This is a genomic window from Sporosarcina sp. P3 (genome assembly GCF_002743415.1).
Lineage (GTDB): Bacteria > Bacillota > Bacilli > Bacillales_A > Planococcaceae > Sporosarcina > Sporosarcina ureae_A.
Map to the genome: position 1 here is coordinate 307,254 of NZ_PDZE01000002.1, position 16,661 is coordinate 323,914.

Genomic DNA, 16,661 nt, shown 5'->3' on the forward strand with positions numbered 1-16,661 from the left:
CTGTAATGAACTGAACCTTTCCTTTCTATTGTCATCTGGAACGACAGTTTGGTATAATGGAAACAATTTGAGGGGGGCGTCGTATGGAAAGCCGTATTGAACGAATCAAGAAGCAATTGCACGGGGCCAGCTACAAGTTGACGCCTCAGCGTGAAGCGACTGTAGCAGTTCTTCTGGAAAATGAAGAAGACCATTTAAGTGCAGAAGATGTGTTTTTGTTAGTAAAAGAAAAAGCGCCAGATATTGGTCTGGCGACTGTATACCGTACATTAGAGTTATTAACTGAACTAAAAGTTGTCGATAAAATTAACTTTGGCGATGGTGTTGCACGCTATGATTTGCGTGAAGAAGGCGCTGCGCGGTTCCATCATCACTTAATTTGTCTAGAATGTGGGACGGTTGATGAAATTCAGGAGGACCTACTTGGCGAAGTAGAAAAAGTCGTAGAAGGCCGTTATGGATTTACAGTCAAAGATCATTGGTTGACGTTCCATGGTATTTGTAAACGTTGTAAGGCGAAAGACGAAGAGAAAGAACAGGAAGAACAGAAAGACAATGGGATGGCCTAAGCGCTGTCCTTTTTTACTTTTTACATAAGAAAGGAGGAAAGTCTATGAAAGATGCCCAGTTTGCGTTAGAAGATTATGTGCACTTTTTAACGGTTGAAAGACAGTTGGCTCAAAACACAGTAAAATCATATCAACGCGACCTAACTGCCTATTTACGTTTCATTGAAAGTTTGAATGTAGATACAGTTAATTCGATTGAACGTGCGATGGTTCTTCAATATTTGCAGAAGTTGAAAGATGGCGGTAAATCCAGTCGTACACTATCCCGGCATATTTCTTCTATTCGTTCATTTCATCAATTTTTAGTGAGAGAGCAAGTGACGACACATGATTGCACGATTCACGTCGAATTGCCTAAAATTGAACAGCAGTTACCGGTTGTGCTCTCTATACCTGAAATCGAACGACTGATTCATGCTGTTGATGGCAATACTCCACAAGGAATGCGTGATATTGCGCTGCTAGAATTGTTATACGGGACGGGAATGAGGGTAAGTGAGTTGATAGCGATTGATTTGGCGGATCTTCACTTGACGATGGGTTTTGTGCGGGTCTTCGGAAAAGGAAGTAAGGAACGGATTGTACCGCTTGGACGTTCTGCAATCGATGCCTGTACTCTGTATTTAAATGAAGGGCGTCCTAAGTCCATTAAAGATACTGAGGCCTTATTCCTCAACATGCATGGTAGACGTTTGACGAGACAAGGGTGTTGGAAGATCCTAAAAGAGGCAGGTGTGAAAGCGGAAATCCAAAAAGTGATTACACCGCATTTATTGCGTCACTCATTCGCCACACATTTAATCGAAAATGGAGCCGACTTGCGCGCAGTTCAGGAAATGCTAGGTCATGCCGATATTTCCACCACACAACTTTACACGCATGTCAGCAAGAAACGCTTAAAAGATGTCTATAGTCAACATCATCCTAGAGCGTAGACTACTATTACTGGAGGTTTTCATATGGAAAAATTTCGTTATAATCGTATTCATTTAATTGTGCTTGATTCAGTAGGGATCGGTGAAGCTCCGGACGCTGAAGCATTTGGCGATGTGGGATCCAATACACTTGGACATATCGGAGAAGAGATGGATGGTCTGAAACTACCAAACTTGGAACGCCTCGGTCTTGCGAATATTGCACCTATCAAAGGTCTAGCACCTCAAAAAGAAGCGCAAGCCTATTATACTAAGATGCAAGAAGCGTCTGTTGGGAAAGATACGATGACGGGACACTGGGAAATCATGGGTTTGCGTATCGATGATGCATTCAAAGTTTATCCGAACGGTTTTCCAAAAGAGTTAATTGATGAATTGGAATTGAAAACGGGTAGAAAAGTTATCGGAAATAAGCCGGCAAGCGGTACGGAAATTATTGAAGAGCTTGGTGAAGAGCATATGAAGACAGGCGCTCTCATCGTCTATACGTCAGGCGACCCTGTATTGCAAATTGCAGCACATGAGGAAATCATTCCTATTGAAGAACAATACCGTATTTGTGAAATCGCAAGGGAACTTACGTTGCAACCTGAATTTTTAGTGGGTCGTGTCATTGCACGTCCATTTGTTGGCGAACCCGGTACGTTCACACGTACAACCAATCGTCATGACTATGCATTGAAGCCATTCGGTAAAACGGTGATGAACGAATTACAAGATAAAGGCTATGATGTAATCGCAATTGGCAAGATTGCTGATATATACAATGGTGAGGGTGTAACGGAAGCCGTTCGTACAACAGGGAATATGGATGGTGTAGATCAGCTTGTCACGGTGATGAAAAAAGAATTTGAAGGCATCAGTTTTGTTAATCTAGTAGACTTTGATGCATTATATGGTCACCGTCGGGATCCGATTGGTTATGGTAATGCACTTGAGGAATTTGATGCGCGCTTACCTGAGATTATGGATGCACTGCAACCGGATGATTTATTAATCATCACGGCAGATCATGGGAATGACCCGACGCATGAAGGAACGGACCACACAAGAGAATATGTACCATTATTAGTCTACTCACCTTCAAATAAAGGAGCAGGACAACTGCCGATTCGTAAAACATTCGCTGATGTCGGTGCGACAATTGCCGAGAATTTCCAAGTAGATCAGCCAGAACATGGTGAAAGCTTCTTGTCTGCACTGGTTAAGGAGGATTAATTCTATGTTGCGCATGGTAGATATCATTGAAAATAAGCGGGACGGTGTAGAGCTAACTAAAGAAGAGATAGAGTTCTTCGTGACGGGTTATACGGATGGCTCAATCCCTGACTATCAGGCCAGTGCTTTTTTGATGGCCATTTATTTTAAGGGTATGACAACAGAGGAACAAGGATACTTAACGAAGTCAATGGCAGAATCTGGTGATCAAATCGATTTATCTGCCATTGAAGGAGTGAAGGTAGATAAGCACTCGACAGGTGGAGTAGGTGATACTACGACACTCATCTTAGCTCCACTTGTCGCAGCATGCGGTGTGCCGATTGCTAAAATGAGTGGTCGAGGACTAGGTCATACAGGCGGTACACTTGATAAACTTGAAGCAATTGACGGCTTCCATGTTGAAATTTCTACGGAACAATTTATTCAACAGGTCAACGATTTGAAAATCGCTGTCATTGGTCAAAGCGGTAATTTGACGCCAGCTGATAAAAAGCTGTATGCGTTACGGGACGTCACGGCGACAGTCAATAGTATTCCGCTTATCGCAAGCTCTATTATGAGCAAAAAGCTTGCGGCAGGGGCAGATGCTATCGTTTTGGACGTCAAAACAGGCGCGGGAGCCTTCATGAAAACGTTGGAAGACTCCAAGCGATTAGCGGACGCCATGATGGCAATTGGAAATGAAGTTGGAAGAAACACAAGTGCTGTGATATCGGATATGAGCCAGCCGCTTGGATTTGCGATTGGCAATGCTCTTGAAGTAAAAGAAGCTGTTGATACGCTACAAGGAAAAGGACCGGCTGATCTAACGGAATTATGCTTTGTCCTCGGCAGCAAGATGTTGTTAGCAGCGAACAAAGTGGAAACTGAAGAAGATGCACGTAAACAATTGCAACGCGTCATAGAAAACGGTGAGGCCCTGCGCTTGTTCGGTGAGTTGATCAAAGCACAAGGTGGTAACGAGAAAGTGATAGAGAATACAAATCTATTGCCGCAAGCACAGTATCAAATTGAAGTTCCAGCTATCGAAAGTGGCTATGTATCCATGATCGACGCGGATGAAATAGGTGTAGCCGCCATGCTTCTTGGCGCAGGTCGTGCAACAAAAGAAGACGTGATTGACCTGGCAGTCGGGATTGTCTTGCGCAAGAAAATAGGTGACTTTGTAGAAAAAGGAGAAGCGCTCGCGATACTTCATGCAAACACTGAAGAAGTGGACGACTCGATCAAACTACTACAATCCCATATGCATATCTCAAAAGAAAAAACGGCAGCACCATCTCTTATACATGCCGTATAATCCGTAAAAGCCATGTGCCTGAAGTACTCCAAGAAATTGGTCTACTTCGGAGCATATGGCTTTTTTGTTGTTCATGTGTAAAAACAAATTCAACTGTACATACTCTTGTGTAGCTCGAGTGAAGAGCGACAGAGGTGTCGATAGGGTAGCTCCTGTTACATTTATGGATGGCTAGCATGATGAGCCAGATAGGAAGTGCGCATCATGGTCTCATTGCCATGCCTGCAAGAGAGTGTCAGTTTAGAATTCAGATCAATGGGGTCAGCCAGTCAGCTTGAGACCTTGTCACAACGTAAGAAGTTTTAGGGATGGCTGACTAGTTTTGTCAAAACTAAAGGATAGTGGTTCTAAATGTGCGACAATGCCTTCATGAAGGAGGCGTATCCACACATGGCAACTATTACACAACTGGAAAATGGCATTGTCCTAATCACGCTAGCAGGAGAACTCGACAACCACGAAGCCAATCAAATTAGAGAAGAAGTATCTACCGCTATATTCACAGGAAAGACGCGTGCAATAATCTGGGACCTCTACCAACTAGGCTTCATGGACAGCGCAGGAATTGGACTTATACTCGGCAGAATGCGCGATCTAATCCCTGTAAACGGAGAAACACTCATATTGAATCCATCTCCGACAATGCAGAAGCTATTCCAATTTTCGGGTCTTGGTGATGTCGTCAGAATATGTACAGTCGAAGAAGCAATCGACGAAATCGGAGGGGTTGTACATGAAAAATGAAATGACCTTGTCGTTTCTAGCGATAGAACAAAATGAAGCACTTGCCAGAATGGCGCTCACCTGTTTTATTGCACCATTGGATCCGACATTGGATGAACTTTCGGAATTTAAAACAATTGTTTCGGAAGCTGTTACTAATGCCATTATCCACGGTTACGAATGCGACGGTAAAAGTATGGTGAAGGTCCATGCGACAATTGATGACCGCTCAGTAAAAATGACGGTAACAGATGAAGGAATGGGAATTTTCGATATAGAGCAAGCAATGGAGCCGATGTTCACAACCAAACCACAAATGGAACGCTCCGGTATGGGCTTTACCATCATGGAAAGTTTCTCGGACGGTATCCGTGTAGATTCTACCCTTGGAAATGGGACAATCGTGACATTTGAGAAAAATTTTTCTCCGGTCACAGAAGTAAGTAGAATGAGGTGACGTATGGAAGCATCTGTTGAGAAGCAACACGCTCTATTGTCACAAGAAAAAATGCGAGAACTCATCAAAGAATCACAAGCGGGTGACAAAGAAGCTAGACGAATGATGGTAGAAGGCAATACAAGGCTCGTGTGGTCCATCGTTCAACGCTTCGCTTCGCGTGGTGCGGATTTAGAAGATTTATTTCAAATAGGTTGCATTGGCTTGATGAAATCAATAGATAAGTTCGATTTATCCTATGAGGTGAAGTTTTCAACGTATGCGGTACCGATGATTGTAGGAGAAATTCAACGTTATTTACGTGATGATGGAATGGTGAAAGTAGGTCGCACTATTCGTGAATTAAGCTATAAAATTCGTCACGCAACCGATGACTTCTTTAAGAAAAACGGACGTTCACCTTCCATTTCAGAAATGGCGGAAATATTAGAAGTGAAACAAGAAGATATCATTCTAGCCTCTGATGCGCTTCGTGATCCCGCTTCGCTGCACGAACAATTGTATGAGAGTGATGGGGATAGCTTAACGCTAATGGATCAGCTTCGGGACGATAGATCGGAGAGAGTATTCGATCATATTCCGTTACGAGATGTCATTACACGGTTGAATAAACGCGATCAAACGATCATTTATATGCGCTATTATTTAGATTACACACAAAGTGATATTGCGAAACGGATTGGCATATCACAGGTTCAAGTATCACGGTTGGAAAAGAAAATTCTAACCCAAATGAAGACATGGATGGGCGCGGATGCAGAAGAAGCGCTCGAGAAGGTGAGGAGACCCTAATTTGACCGATACACTATTTACGTCCATACGAGAAGGGGACAGGTGGTTTGTCAACCAGTTTGGCAAAGACGAAACATACGATGCGACCAAACGGTTGATCCACCTATGGGATAAAGAAATACTTCTTTTGTATATGAACGGTTTAGTGGACGGCGAGGTCTTAACTACTTTAATGACGGAAATGCAGTATCGTAATGAATTATTTACAGGTGAATCTGTTGAAAATCTTGACCGCGCAATGATGGATTATTTTCCATATCATTCGCTAGAAATTGTGAAAGATGAAGACCAACTCGCGAAAGTTATTTTAAGTGGGTTAGCTGTATTCATTATGAAAGACGGTTTTACATTCGCGCTTGATGTACGGTCATATCCAGGCAGAACTCCTGAGGAACCAGATACTGAAAAAGTCATACGTGGCTCAAGGGATGGATTTACAGAAAACATTCTGACAAACACAGCATTAATCAGAAGACGTTTACGTACAACGGAGCTACGATTTGAAATGCATGAGACGTCCGTAAAAGGTAAAACGGACATTGCGATCGCCTTTATGAAAGGTGCTGCCAATGAAGAGCATTTGGATTTTGTGAGAGAACGACTAGATGCGTTGAAAACGGATGGCTTGACGATGACCGATAAATCACTCGAGGAATTTCTCTTTAAACAAGGGTTTCACCCGATGCCGTTCGTACGGTATACGGAACGCGCGGATATTTGTGCAGCGCATTTACTCGAAGGACATATTGCGATCATCGTCGATACATCTCCGTCCGTTATATTGGTCCCTGTTACACTTGTGCATCATTTACAACATGCGGAAGAATATAGGCAAGCACCTTTAATCGGAACATTTATACGAATGGTACGTTTCATAGGAACATTTTTTAGTTTAGTGATGTTGCCATTTTGGTATTTAATGTCGGTTGAAAATCAATTCGTTCCAGATGCGATCAAATATATTGGTCCGAATGAATGGGGAGAAGTTCCGTTATTTGTCCAATTATTAGTGGCGGATGTCGGAATAGAAGTATTGCGAATGGCCGCAATTCATACACCTACACCGCTATCGACCGCTATGGGACTCGTGGCTGCCATTGTCATTGGGCAAGTAGCGATTGATGTAGGCTTATTTTCTTCGGAAGTCGTATTATATGTGGCGGTTAGTGCTATTTTCACATTTGCGATACCTTCGTTTGAATTAAGTATTACGACAAAAGTGTTTCGGATTTTCTTACTTGTCTCAACCGCATTGCTTGGAGCTCCAGGCTTCTTCATAGCACTTGCTGTGATTTATTATTATTTATGCTCATTAAAGCCGATGAATGTGCCATATTTGTGGCCGTTCACGCCATTCTTCCCGAAGGCTTTGTTGCGTGTATTGATTCGTTTCCCTATGACAATCGACGATCCGCGGCCGTTTATCACGGACTCACCAAACCGTGACAGGATGTCATAAAGGTATTTCGATATTTTGCATGTCGTTGCCACTTTCCATCTTCTTGTGATAAAGTTATTTGAGAGAATTGGGAAGGGGTATGGGACATGCATCTTTATGGAACACAGGCAGTGAACGAAAACGGTCATCTAACCATCGGTGGAGTGGACGTTTCAGAACTAGCTTCACAGTATGGAACTCCGGTCATGGTCTATGATACAGAGTTATTCAAAGAGCGTGCGCAAGCATTTAAAGAAACGTTTGAGAAAAAAGATATTAAAGCACAAGTTGCCTATGCGAGTAAAGCCTTTTCATCAATTGCAATTTATCAATTGGCAGAACAGCAAGGGTTGTCACTTGACGTGGTTTCAGGTGGAGAATTATATACAGCAGTAGCGGCTGGATTCCCACGCGAACGGATTCATTTCCATGGCAATAATAAGAGCAGAGAAGAAATAGAATATGCATTTGAAGAGAAAATTGGGTGCATCGTAATCGATAATTTCTTGGAAATCGACATGATTAAAGAAATTGCAGATGAGCGAAAGCAAACGATGAATGTCTTAGTCCGTGTCACACCAGGAATTGAAGCACATACCCATGACTATATTACAACAGGCCAGGAAGATTCAAAGTTTGGTTTTGATTTGAAAAATGGACAAACGGATCAAGCGTTCCTTGCTTTATATGATCATGGCTATATTCATTTCCTTGGCATGCATTGTCATATAGGCTCACAGATCTTTGAAACCGACGCATTCAGGTTCGCGGCTGAAGTGCTGATGGAGAGAATGGTGGAATGGCGAAAGAATTATCAATTTATCTGTCCTGTCCTGAATTTAGGTGGCGGATTTGGTATTCGTTATACTGAGGAAGATACGCCACTTGAGCCAGCTGTCTATGTTGAAGAAATGGCAGATGTAGTGAAAGAGATGGCTGAGGAATGTGAGTATCCAATTCCTGAAGTGTGGATTGAACCCGGCCGCTCGCTTGTCGGAGATGCAGGAACGACTATTTATTCTGCTGGCAGTACGAAAGTTGTGCCGGGTGTCCGTACATACGTAGCAGTAGATGGCGGAATGTCTGATAATATTCGTCCGGCTCTATATGACGCACACTATTCCAGTGCGCTTGCTAATCGGATGAACGAGCCACATGACCAGCAATGGACAATTGCAGGTAAGTGCTGTGAGTCCGGTGATAAATTAATTGAAAAAGCCGATCTCCCCAATGTAGAAACCGGCGATTTACTGGCTGTCTTTTGTACAGGAGCCTACACATACTCCATGGCTAGCAACTATAATAGATTACCTCGACCTGCCGTTGTGTTTGTGGAAAAAGGGCAACATCAGTTAGTCGTAAGACGCGAAACCTACGAAGACATCATAAAATTGGACCTTCCGTTGCAATCAGATGAGAAGGAGAATTACTAATGAAAAAGAAAAACATTATTCTTTTTGCTTCGATTGTTGCCGTCGCTATAATTTGGGGAGTCATCTATTGGTATTTGGTTGTTCCAGTAATTGATCCACGCTAAAAATAAGTCGCGAGTTGAAGTAAACGGGACATTGGTGTAAACTGTATAAAGGATTTCTGAAAAGAAGGGGTTACTATTGAATCTTATTCGTTTTAAGAAGGCACAAGAGAAAATTGCTATGGGCTTTTTATCTTATATCCCTAGTGAAAAGATGTTATGCAAATTGCAAGAGACTGTTCAGCAATATCTATGCGTTGAACAGTGGCAGCTATATCTCTACAAAGAAGCAGAAGATTACATCGGGTTAATAGGGGTAGAAGTCAACGACAGTGACAAGATGTACACCGTTCAGCATATATCGGTCAATCCATCGTTTCGTGGAGAAGGAATTGCATTTAAGATGATGAAGGAATTGCAAGAGATCTATCCAGGATACGGCTGTAAAGGGACCGATTTTACCGAACCATTTATACAAAGTTGTTTGAGGAAAGAAGAAGGCGCAGATCTTTAACGGCTGCCCTTCTTCTTTTCTTCACGTTGTAAAAGAATATCTGACCTGTCTCGTTGCATATGCTTATGAATAACAGATGCGCTGTTTTTGGGGAGTAATGAAAGTAGAGGCTTGGATTTCTCTGCCTCCATTTGCAATTCTGGAGAGATGGGAAGTGGGAATGTATAGAAATCTTCACCTGCTTTAATGCGTGTAAGACAATGCTCTAGTTGCAGGATGATTTCATCAATGGCCACTTCTTCGAGATAGTCGCCAAATTGTACAGGCATTTCGCGGAAGCGTGTGATGGCTTTAGTGAAAGTACGCGAAGCACCTAATGTATTTCCTCTGCGCCAATGATATAATCCGGTAGCCATAAGAATGAAGCCGGTTAGTGGATGATCTTTTGAAAAGTTTTTTTGTTCTTTCCAATATTCTTCCAGCACCTCGTGACACTCGAAATAATCTTGATTGTCATTGAAATACACAATAAACTGTAGAAAAAGAGGATGGTAGTAAGGGTGCATTCAAATCATTCCTTTCTGGTTAGGTAGGTTGGTAAAATGAGTTATAGTGTAAAACTCGAAGTCTTCGAAGGGCCACTTGATCTGTTGCTACATTTGATCAATCGGCTCGAAATTGATATTTACGACATCCCCATGGCGGAGCTAACACAGCAGTACATAGAACATTTGCATGCCATGCGTGTTCTTCGATTGGATGAATTAAGCGAATACCTCGTACTAGCAGCGACGTTGCTAGAAGTGAAGAGCAAAATGCTGTTGCCAGTCAATGAAGAGGAAGCATTCATCGAAGAATTCGGTTATGAAGAAGATCCACGTGAAGAATTGATAGCCCGTTTAATGGAATATCGGAAATTTAAAGAAGCGGCCAACTCGCTTCGTGAGTCCGCTGCACATCGCGATGAGCATTTCACCAAAGAGCCTGAAGACTTAACGGGTTACGGTGAACCACTTGTAACAGAGACAGAAGATCAGCTGAATGTGTTTGACCTAATTGGCGCATTTCAAAAAATGCTACACAGAAAGAAGCTGAAACTGCCCCTAACAGCGAGTATAACAAAATCTGAGCAATCTGTCGGGGATAAGATGTCATCGATCATGAGCAAATTAGAACTATGTGGTGGAGAATGTGATTTCCATACACTTTTTGAAACGACGACTGTGCCCGAGCTCGTATTAACATTTTTATCATTGCTTGAACTGATGAAATTACAAGAAGTTCGAGTGCGACAAAGTAATAATTTTGAAGAATTACGAATCTCGTTGATGTGAAGGGATGATAGGGATGGATATTGAAACACGTTTCGTCGGGATGACGGAAAGTTTTTTATTCGTGGCAGGTGAAGAAGGATTATCTCTTGCACAGTTAGCCGCACTGTTGGAATGCGAAGAGCAAAAAGCAGAACAAGTATTGAACACACTGCAAGCAACGTATGACGGAGATGACACACGTGGCATAACTTTGAAAAGTTATGGTGGAAGTTTCCGCTTAGTGACGAAGAGTGAATGGGCAGATGATATTAAAAGAATGCTAGAAGATCCAAAACCGTCTACGTTTACCCAAGCCGCGCTTGAGGTACTTGCCATCATTGCCTACAAGCAACCTGTAACGCGTGTGGAGATCGATGACTTGCGTGGTGTAAAGTCCGAGCGAGCACTGACTTCATTGGCTGGCAAAGGCTTTGTAGAGGAAGTGGGGCGCATGGATGGACCTGGCAGACCTATTTTATATGGCACGACAACTTTCTTCCTAGATCGTTTTGGACTGGCATCACTCGAAGATATGCCACCACTGACACTTGAAGAAGAACAAGAAACATCGGAAGAAACAGATTTATTCATGACGAAATTCCAAGAAGCATTTTCCATTACTGAAGAAGGAGGACATGATGCTTGAGAAAAATTTCGGTCATCGCTCTACTCATAGTCGGATTATTGATAAATCCCGCAAAGAGCCAGGCGGCAGGTTCATCATTTGCAGTGATAGACGCAGAGAATGGTAGATTGTTGTTGGGCTCAAATGAACATGAACCACTCCCTATCGCAAGTTTAACTAAAATGTGGACGGCTTATACCTTTTTGGAGCTAAAGCCTAGTGAGCAAGAGACAGTCATTTCCGCAGAAGCGGCTACAGCGGAAGGGTCTTCCATTTATCTTGAAGCAGGTCAAGTAATGAAAACAAAAGATCTGCTGTATGGATTAATGCTTCGTTCAGGTAATGATGCAGCGCAAGCGCTTGCTGAACATGCGGGTGGTTCGCTTGAAGGATTCGTCTATCTAATGAATGAAGTAGCGCAAAGTCACGGCTTGGAACAAACGCATTTTATGAATCCATCCGGATTGCACGGTGAACATCACCTGTCTTCAGCGTATGATACGGCTAAAATGTTGTATTATGCTATGAAGAACCCAGAGTTTCGTGAAATAGCTTCCACAAAGAACTATCCTTTTGAAACGGAACAAGGTAAAAACAGTTGGCAAAACAAGCATCGTCTAGTCATATCTGAACCGACTGCCGTTGCAGGTAAAACAGGCTTCACGAAAGCAGCAGGACGTACATTGGCTACCTATTTCAAACAGGATGGAAAGTCCGTCATTGTCGTTACGTTAAATAACGGAGATGATTGGCAAGTTCACAAACAGTTATCCCAGCGAGTATTCTCTGAATATCAATCGTATACAGCAGTGAAAAAGGGAAAGTATCAAGTATTTCCTCATATGATTGCAAAATTGGATCAATCTGTTAAGTTACTCGTAACGAAAGAAGAGAAGAAAATGCTGTCCAATGTGTTACAAATTCCACAAGCAGATGAACAACAGAAAAAAGGGTATTGGTCTATTTATTTAGGTACAGAACCAATTAAGACGGTAGCAGTAGATATCGTGTCCGATCAGTGAATTAAAAACATACTATTTCGAAGATTGTCCTACATAGGTCAGTCTTCTTTTCATTTGCCCGAAAGTGTGACATAATTTTTTCAGTATGTAACATCAAGGAGGAACCCATGGAAAGATTACAAAAGGTACTGGCACAGGCCGGTGTAGCATCAAGAAGAAAGTCAGAAAAACTAATACTGGACGGTTTAGTTAAAGTAAATGGTCAGGTCATAACGGAACTGGGTACAAAAGTTAGCAGAATGGACACAATTGAAGTGGAAGGCGTTCAATTGACAAAAGAAACACCTGTCTATTATCTGCTTTATAAACCACGTGGTTATATTTCAACAGTAGATGATGAAAAAGGCCGTAAAACGGTGATGGATTTAATTCCAGAAGTCAGCCAAAGAATATTCCCGGTTGGTAGACTAGACTACGATACATCAGGCGTATTGCTAATGACGAACGACGGAGATTTCTCGTACTTAATGACTCATCCGAAATTCGAAATTAAAAAGAAATATGTAGCGAAAGTAAAAGGAATTCCTTCCCGTGATGATCTCAAAAAATTGGAGACAGGAATTGAATTAGATGATGGAAGTACTGCTCCTGCTCGTGTGAAAATGACAAGTTCGGATAAGAAAACAAATTCTGCAATTGTCGAGATCACAATCCATGAAGGACGTAATCGTCAAGTACGAAGAATGTTCGATGCGATTAATTGTCCAGTGCAAAAATTGAAACGTGAAGAGTTTGCGAACTTGACTACACGTGGACTAAATGCTGGAGAAGCGCGTGAACTCACGACACATGAATTGAAACAATTACGCGTATTAGCAGAAACAGGAAAGATCGGCTAATAAAACGTCGAAAGTTCACAAACCTATCACTAGTGCAGTGCCAACTGATTTTATGTTTTGGTATAATGGCAATTGGAACGTAAATTAGACAGGAGGTTACATGATTGGCCAAAAAGAAAAATAAAAAGACTATTAGGCTGATTAGCAGAACAGCCCTTCTAGTAGTTTTAGCTGCAATTATGCTCTACGCAATTACTTCAAAAGATAAAGTGAAAGTCTTGGCGGAAGGTGATATGGCACCTGATTTCGAGCTTGTAGATTTAGAAGGAAATGAACATCGGTTGTCGGACTACAAAGGGAAAGGTGTATTCTTGAATTTCTGGGGTACATGGTGTCCACCTTGTAAAAAGGAAATGCCACATATGGAGGAACTCTATAAAGACTTTGAAGCGAAGGGTGTACATATCCTGACAGTCAACGTAGGAGAACCAAAAGTGAAAATAGAGCTCTTTAGAGACGACATGAACCTTTCATTCCCTATGTTATGGGATAAGAACAAAACTGTTATGGATCTGTATAATATAAAACCACTACCTACGACCTTCCTGATCAATCCAGAAGGAAAGATTACGAAAGTCATTAAACAGGGAATGACAGATGAACAAATTTATCAGTATTTAGAAAGCATTCAACCAAAGTAAGGAGTTTGTTACTCAATGAGCAAAATCAAATGCCAATGTGGGCATGAAAATCCTTATGGTACAGAGCTTTGTGAGAAGTGTGGTCGTCCCTTATCTGAAAAAGCGAAGAAAAGTGATATTGTAGATATGCGTTACGAGGGATCTTCTAGAAGATCCCAAACCTATAAGAGTTCCATTGTCGATAAAATATGGAACTTCTTCTCCAGTGTAAAGATAGGTGTCAGTATTATTGCGGCGGTATTAATCGCGTCCGCTTTTGGAACAATCTTTCCGCAGAAGTTCTATGTACCTGCTACTACGCCGGAAGGCTATTTGGAATACTATGAGCGTCTATATGGCACGGTAGGAAAACTGTATTACCAACTCGGCTTTTATGATATGTATAATAGCTGGTGGTTTAAAGTCCTAGTCGGTATGCTTGCCACTTCTATTATCATCGCAAGTATAGACCGTGTGATTCCGCTTTATAAATCGCTTAAAAAGCAACGTACACGTCGTCATCCATCCTTTATGAAGCGTCAGCGGATTTTTGGAGAAGGTGATGTCCAAAATACACAAGAATCTCTTGCGGAAGCGGAAGAGAAACTAAAAGGCATGCGCTATAATGTGAAAACAGAGAATGGCGCGATCCTAGCTGAAAAGTATCGATTTTCACGTTGGGGCCCATATGTCAATCACGTCGGATTAATTATTTTCATTTCGGGTGTTCTGCTTAGAGGAATTCCTGGTTTTTACGTTGACGAGGCGATGTGGCTCCGTGAAGGGGAAACGCGTAATATCGTTGGTGCACCGGGTTATGTACTGGAAAATAAAAAGTTCACATTAGAGAATTACACTAAAGAAGAAGCAGAAGAAGTATTCGGCGAGGCGTTGGAGAAGAATGGCGCAATTGTGAAGTCGTATACGACAGATGTTACGTTGTATAAACAAGATGAGGAAGCACTACCTGGTAGCGATAGTCTAGAAAAAGTGAAAGATTACGCCATCAATGTCAACGAACCGTTGAAATTTGATGGGTACAATGTATTCCAGATGGATTATAAACTGGACGAGCTTAAAAACATGACATTCCATTTGGTAAATAAGTCTTCTGAAGACTCTCTAGGGGAATTCACAGTTGATTTAAGTGACCCAGAAAAGGAATATGATCTTGGGAACGGCTCCACTGTCAATATGCTCGGTTTCTATCCAGACTATGATGGAATAAAGGACGGCGAGCCGTATTCGAAGTCGCCCGTTCCGAATAATCCAGCGTTCATTTTCCAAATGAACACACCGGATAAGCCTGAAGGTGAAAAGAGTTTTGTTGCTATTCGTCAAACGTTGGAAGTAGAAGAGAACGACTACGCGATTAAGTTTGCAGCTGCTGAGACGCGAAACATTTCAGGTTTAACAATCCGTAAAGACAAAACGTTATATATCCTCTTATTCGGTGGTCTAGTATTTATGATTGGTGTTATTCAAGGAATGTATTGGCAACACCGCAGAGTATGGATCCAAGAAGATACAGAAGGACATTTGTTGATTGCTGCACATACGAATAAAAACTGGTTCTCTTTACGTAAAGAGCTGGATACATTACGAGAAACTGTAGACTTGCCTGCTTATATAGATCGTCAAGATCCTGAGTTGGACAAGCCAGAACAGGAAGGGGACGAGGAAATATGGACTTAGTAGCCATCAGTAGTAACTTATTATTAGTTTCATTTATTGCCTATTTAGTAGCTACTTTGTTTTTCGGAGGCGCTATTAAAAAATCAAAATCCGAAAAAGCTTATCATAATAGTAAGTGGGGAACGATTGGTCTAATTATCACGATTATCGGATTCCTTACTCACTTAGGCTATTTCTTTACAAGATGGGCTGCGTCAGGTCACGCACCACTTAGTAATATGTTCGAGTTTACGACTGCATTCGGCATGATGCTCGTAGGGGCATTCATCATGCTGTATATTATTTACCGAACACCATCTCTTGGATTGTTCGCGTTACCCGTTGCGATTATCATTATTTCATATGCAACGATGTTTCCGACAGAAGTTACTCCATTGATCCCTGCACTTCAAAGTAAATGGTTGTTTATTCACGTAATCACAACGGTTATTGGTGAATCTATACTTGCAATCAGTGCGATAGCAGGGCTTGTATTCTTGGTGAAAAATATTGATATGACGAAAAAATCCAAATCACGTTTTTGGATAGAAGCAGTGATGTATACGTTAATTCTAGTTCTTGGATTTGTCGTATCTTCTACGACATTCAAAGTAATGGACTATGAAGCGGAATTCACTTATATAAATAAAGACGAAGTACCTGCTGAAATTACGTATCACGTTCCCCCGTTATTCGGGATGAATGAGTATGAAGCGATGACGCCGGATAAAATGACGCCTTGGGCTGAATTGCCTCCGATCATCAATGCGCAAAAAATGTCTTCGCTTGTTTGGTCTATAGCTGTAGGTACAGTGCTTTACGTATTATTACGCTTGATTGCACGCAAACCTCTTGCCGCGGTATTCCAGCCGCTAGCGAAGAAGGCCAATTCTCAGCTGATGGATGAAATCGGCTATCGTGCTGTATTAATCGGTTTCCCGGTCTTCACGCTCGGTGCTTTGATTTTCGCCATGATTTGGGCACATGAAGCCTGGTCGCGATTCTGGGGTTGGGATCCAAAAGAAGTATGGGCACTCATTACATGGTTGTTCTATGCTGCATTCCTTCACTTGCGATTATCAAAAGGTTGGGAAGGTAAAAAGTCCGCATGGCTTGCTGTCATCGGATTTGTGATCATCATGTTCAACTTAATTGCTGTAAACTTAATTATTGCAGGTTTACACTCATACGCATAATCTTCGACT

General features: G+C 41.9%; 18 protein-coding genes. 17 read left to right on the forward strand and 1 reads right to left on the reverse strand.

Annotated elements, in window-relative coordinates; translation table 11 throughout:
- Positions 1-83 precede the first annotated feature (83 nt).
- The 10 genes from fur to CSV61_RS03700 all read left to right on the forward strand — a co-directional run bounded on the left by fur (position 84) and on the right by CSV61_RS03700 (position 9,423).
- Complete coding sequence (fur, locus tag CSV61_RS03655; RefSeq protein ID WP_099638139.1) at positions 84-569, forward strand: ferric iron uptake transcriptional regulator; 486 nt, start codon at positions 84-86, stop codon at positions 567-569.
- Between the two features lie 44 nt (positions 570-613).
- Positions 614-1,504: a site-specific tyrosine recombinase XerD gene (gene xerD / locus CSV61_RS03660; protein WP_099638140.1), complete on the forward strand. Its 891-nt coding sequence runs from the start codon at positions 614-616 to the stop codon at positions 1,502-1,504.
- A 24-nt stretch (positions 1,505-1,528) separates the two neighbouring features.
- The gene (gene deoB, locus CSV61_RS03665) at positions 1,529-2,722 is read left to right on the forward strand and encodes a phosphopentomutase (protein WP_099638141.1); all 1,194 of its coding nucleotides are present in this window, start codon (positions 1,529-1,531) and stop codon (positions 2,720-2,722) included.
- A 7-nt stretch (positions 2,723-2,729) separates the two neighbouring features.
- Positions 2,730-4,025 carry a pyrimidine-nucleoside phosphorylase gene (locus CSV61_RS03670; RefSeq protein ID WP_099638230.1) on the forward strand — a complete coding sequence of 432 codons (1,296 nt, stop codon included), beginning with the start codon at positions 2,730-2,732 and terminating at the stop codon, positions 4,023-4,025.
- A gap of 390 nt (positions 4,026-4,415) precedes the next feature.
- On the forward strand, positions 4,416-4,769 hold the full coding sequence (locus tag CSV61_RS03675; RefSeq protein ID WP_233193504.1) for an STAS domain-containing protein: 354 nt from the start codon (positions 4,416-4,418) through the stop codon (positions 4,767-4,769).
- A complete protein-coding gene (spoIIAB, locus tag CSV61_RS03680; protein ID WP_029053083.1) occupies positions 4,759-5,205 on the forward strand; it encodes an anti-sigma F factor in 447 nt (148 codons plus the stop codon). Before CSV61_RS03675 ends, spoIIAB begins: the two co-directional genes overlap by 11 nt.
- 3 nt (positions 5,206-5,208) lie before the next feature.
- Positions 5,209-5,997, forward strand: a complete 789-nt coding sequence (locus tag CSV61_RS03685) for a SigF/SigG family RNA polymerase sporulation sigma factor (RefSeq protein WP_099638143.1) — start codon at positions 5,209-5,211, stop codon at positions 5,995-5,997.
- A gap of 1 nt (position 5,998) precedes the next feature.
- Positions 5,999-7,456: a spore germination protein gene (locus tag CSV61_RS03690; protein WP_099638144.1), complete on the forward strand. Its 1,458-nt coding sequence runs from the start codon at positions 5,999-6,001 to the stop codon at positions 7,454-7,456.
- Between the two features lie 86 nt (positions 7,457-7,542).
- Positions 7,543-8,868 carry a diaminopimelate decarboxylase gene (gene lysA, locus CSV61_RS03695; protein ID WP_099638145.1) on the forward strand — a complete coding sequence of 442 codons (1,326 nt, stop codon included), beginning with the start codon at positions 7,543-7,545 and terminating at the stop codon, positions 8,866-8,868.
- A 180-nt stretch (positions 8,869-9,048) separates the two neighbouring features.
- Complete coding sequence (locus tag CSV61_RS03700) at positions 9,049-9,423, forward strand: GNAT family N-acetyltransferase (RefSeq protein WP_083035554.1); 375 nt, start codon at positions 9,049-9,051, stop codon at positions 9,421-9,423.
- Here the strand turns inward: CSV61_RS03700 and CSV61_RS03705 are convergent.
- Positions 9,420-9,929: a DUF309 domain-containing protein gene (locus tag CSV61_RS03705; protein WP_099638146.1), complete on the reverse strand. Its 510-nt coding sequence runs from the start codon at positions 9,927-9,929 to the stop codon at positions 9,420-9,422. The two genes, CSV61_RS03700 and CSV61_RS03705, sit on opposite strands and share 4 nt — an antisense overlap.
- 36 nt (positions 9,930-9,965) lie before the next feature.
- Between CSV61_RS03705 and CSV61_RS03710 the strand changes: the two genes are divergently transcribed.
- The 7 genes from CSV61_RS03710 (at position 9,966) to ccsB (ending at position 16,652) form a co-directional block, all read left to right on the forward strand.
- The gene (locus CSV61_RS03710; protein ID WP_083035556.1) at positions 9,966-10,697 is read left to right on the forward strand and encodes a segregation/condensation protein A; all 732 of its coding nucleotides are present in this window, start codon (positions 9,966-9,968) and stop codon (positions 10,695-10,697) included.
- Between the two features lie 13 nt (positions 10,698-10,710).
- Positions 10,711-11,322, forward strand: a complete 612-nt coding sequence (gene scpB / locus CSV61_RS03715) for an SMC-Scp complex subunit ScpB (protein ID WP_099638147.1) — start codon at positions 10,711-10,713, stop codon at positions 11,320-11,322.
- Positions 11,319-12,323 carry a D-alanyl-D-alanine carboxypeptidase family protein gene (locus CSV61_RS03720; RefSeq protein ID WP_099638148.1) on the forward strand — a complete coding sequence of 335 codons (1,005 nt, stop codon included), beginning with the start codon at positions 11,319-11,321 and terminating at the stop codon, positions 12,321-12,323. Before scpB ends, CSV61_RS03720 begins: the two co-directional genes overlap by 4 nt.
- 107 nt (positions 12,324-12,430) lie before the next feature.
- Positions 12,431-13,162: a pseudouridine synthase gene (locus CSV61_RS03725; RefSeq protein ID WP_099638149.1), complete on the forward strand. Its 732-nt coding sequence runs from the start codon at positions 12,431-12,433 to the stop codon at positions 13,160-13,162.
- A 104-nt stretch (positions 13,163-13,266) separates the two neighbouring features.
- Positions 13,267-13,803, forward strand: a complete 537-nt coding sequence (gene resA, locus CSV61_RS03730) for a thiol-disulfide oxidoreductase ResA (RefSeq protein WP_099638150.1) — start codon at positions 13,267-13,269, stop codon at positions 13,801-13,803.
- Positions 13,804-13,818: 15 nt separating this feature from the next.
- Positions 13,819-15,477 (forward strand): cytochrome c biogenesis protein ResB, encoded by a 1,659-nt coding sequence (gene resB / locus CSV61_RS03735; RefSeq protein ID WP_099638151.1) that lies wholly within the window; start codon positions 13,819-13,821, stop codon positions 15,475-15,477.
- Entirely contained in the window at positions 15,468-16,652 is a 1,185-nt protein-coding gene (ccsB, locus tag CSV61_RS03740; protein ID WP_099638152.1) for a c-type cytochrome biogenesis protein CcsB, read from the forward strand. Before resB ends, ccsB begins: the two co-directional genes overlap by 10 nt.
- Positions 16,653-16,661: the final 9 nt, after the last annotated feature.

Excerpts from the sequence above, each read along its gene's own strand:
- CSV61_RS03705 (WP_099638146.1), bottom strand. The coding sequence starts at position 9,929 with ATGCACCCTTACTACCATCCTCTTTTTCTACAGTTTATTGTGTATTTC.
- deoB (WP_099638141.1), top strand. The coding sequence starts at position 1,529 with ATGGAAAAATTTCGTTATAATCGTATTCATTTAATTGTGCTTGATTCA.
- fur (WP_099638139.1), top strand. The coding sequence starts at position 84 with ATGGAAAGCCGTATTGAACGAATCAAGAAGCAATTGCACGGGGCCAGC.
- CSV61_RS03675 (WP_233193504.1), top strand. The coding sequence starts at position 4,416 with ATGGCAACTATTACACAACTGGAAAATGGCATTGTCCTAATCACGCTA.
- scpB (WP_099638147.1), top strand. The coding sequence starts at position 10,711 with ATGGATATTGAAACACGTTTCGTCGGGATGACGGAAAGTTTTTTATTC.
- lysA (WP_099638145.1), top strand. The coding sequence starts at position 7,543 with ATGCATCTTTATGGAACACAGGCAGTGAACGAAAACGGTCATCTAACC.
- xerD (WP_099638140.1), top strand. The coding sequence starts at position 614 with ATGAAAGATGCCCAGTTTGCGTTAGAAGATTATGTGCACTTTTTAACG.
- ccsB (WP_099638152.1), top strand. The coding sequence starts at position 15,468 with ATGGACTTAGTAGCCATCAGTAGTAACTTATTATTAGTTTCATTTATT.
- resB (WP_099638151.1), top strand. The coding sequence starts at position 13,819 with ATGAGCAAAATCAAATGCCAATGTGGGCATGAAAATCCTTATGGTACA.
- CSV61_RS03710 (WP_083035556.1), top strand. The coding sequence starts at position 9,966 with ATGAGTTATAGTGTAAAACTCGAAGTCTTCGAAGGGCCACTTGATCTG.
- spoIIAB (WP_029053083.1), top strand. The coding sequence starts at position 4,759 with ATGAAAAATGAAATGACCTTGTCGTTTCTAGCGATAGAACAAAATGAA.
- CSV61_RS03685 (WP_099638143.1), top strand. The coding sequence starts at position 5,209 with ATGGAAGCATCTGTTGAGAAGCAACACGCTCTATTGTCACAAGAAAAA.
- CSV61_RS03725 (WP_099638149.1), top strand. The coding sequence starts at position 12,431 with ATGGAAAGATTACAAAAGGTACTGGCACAGGCCGGTGTAGCATCAAGA.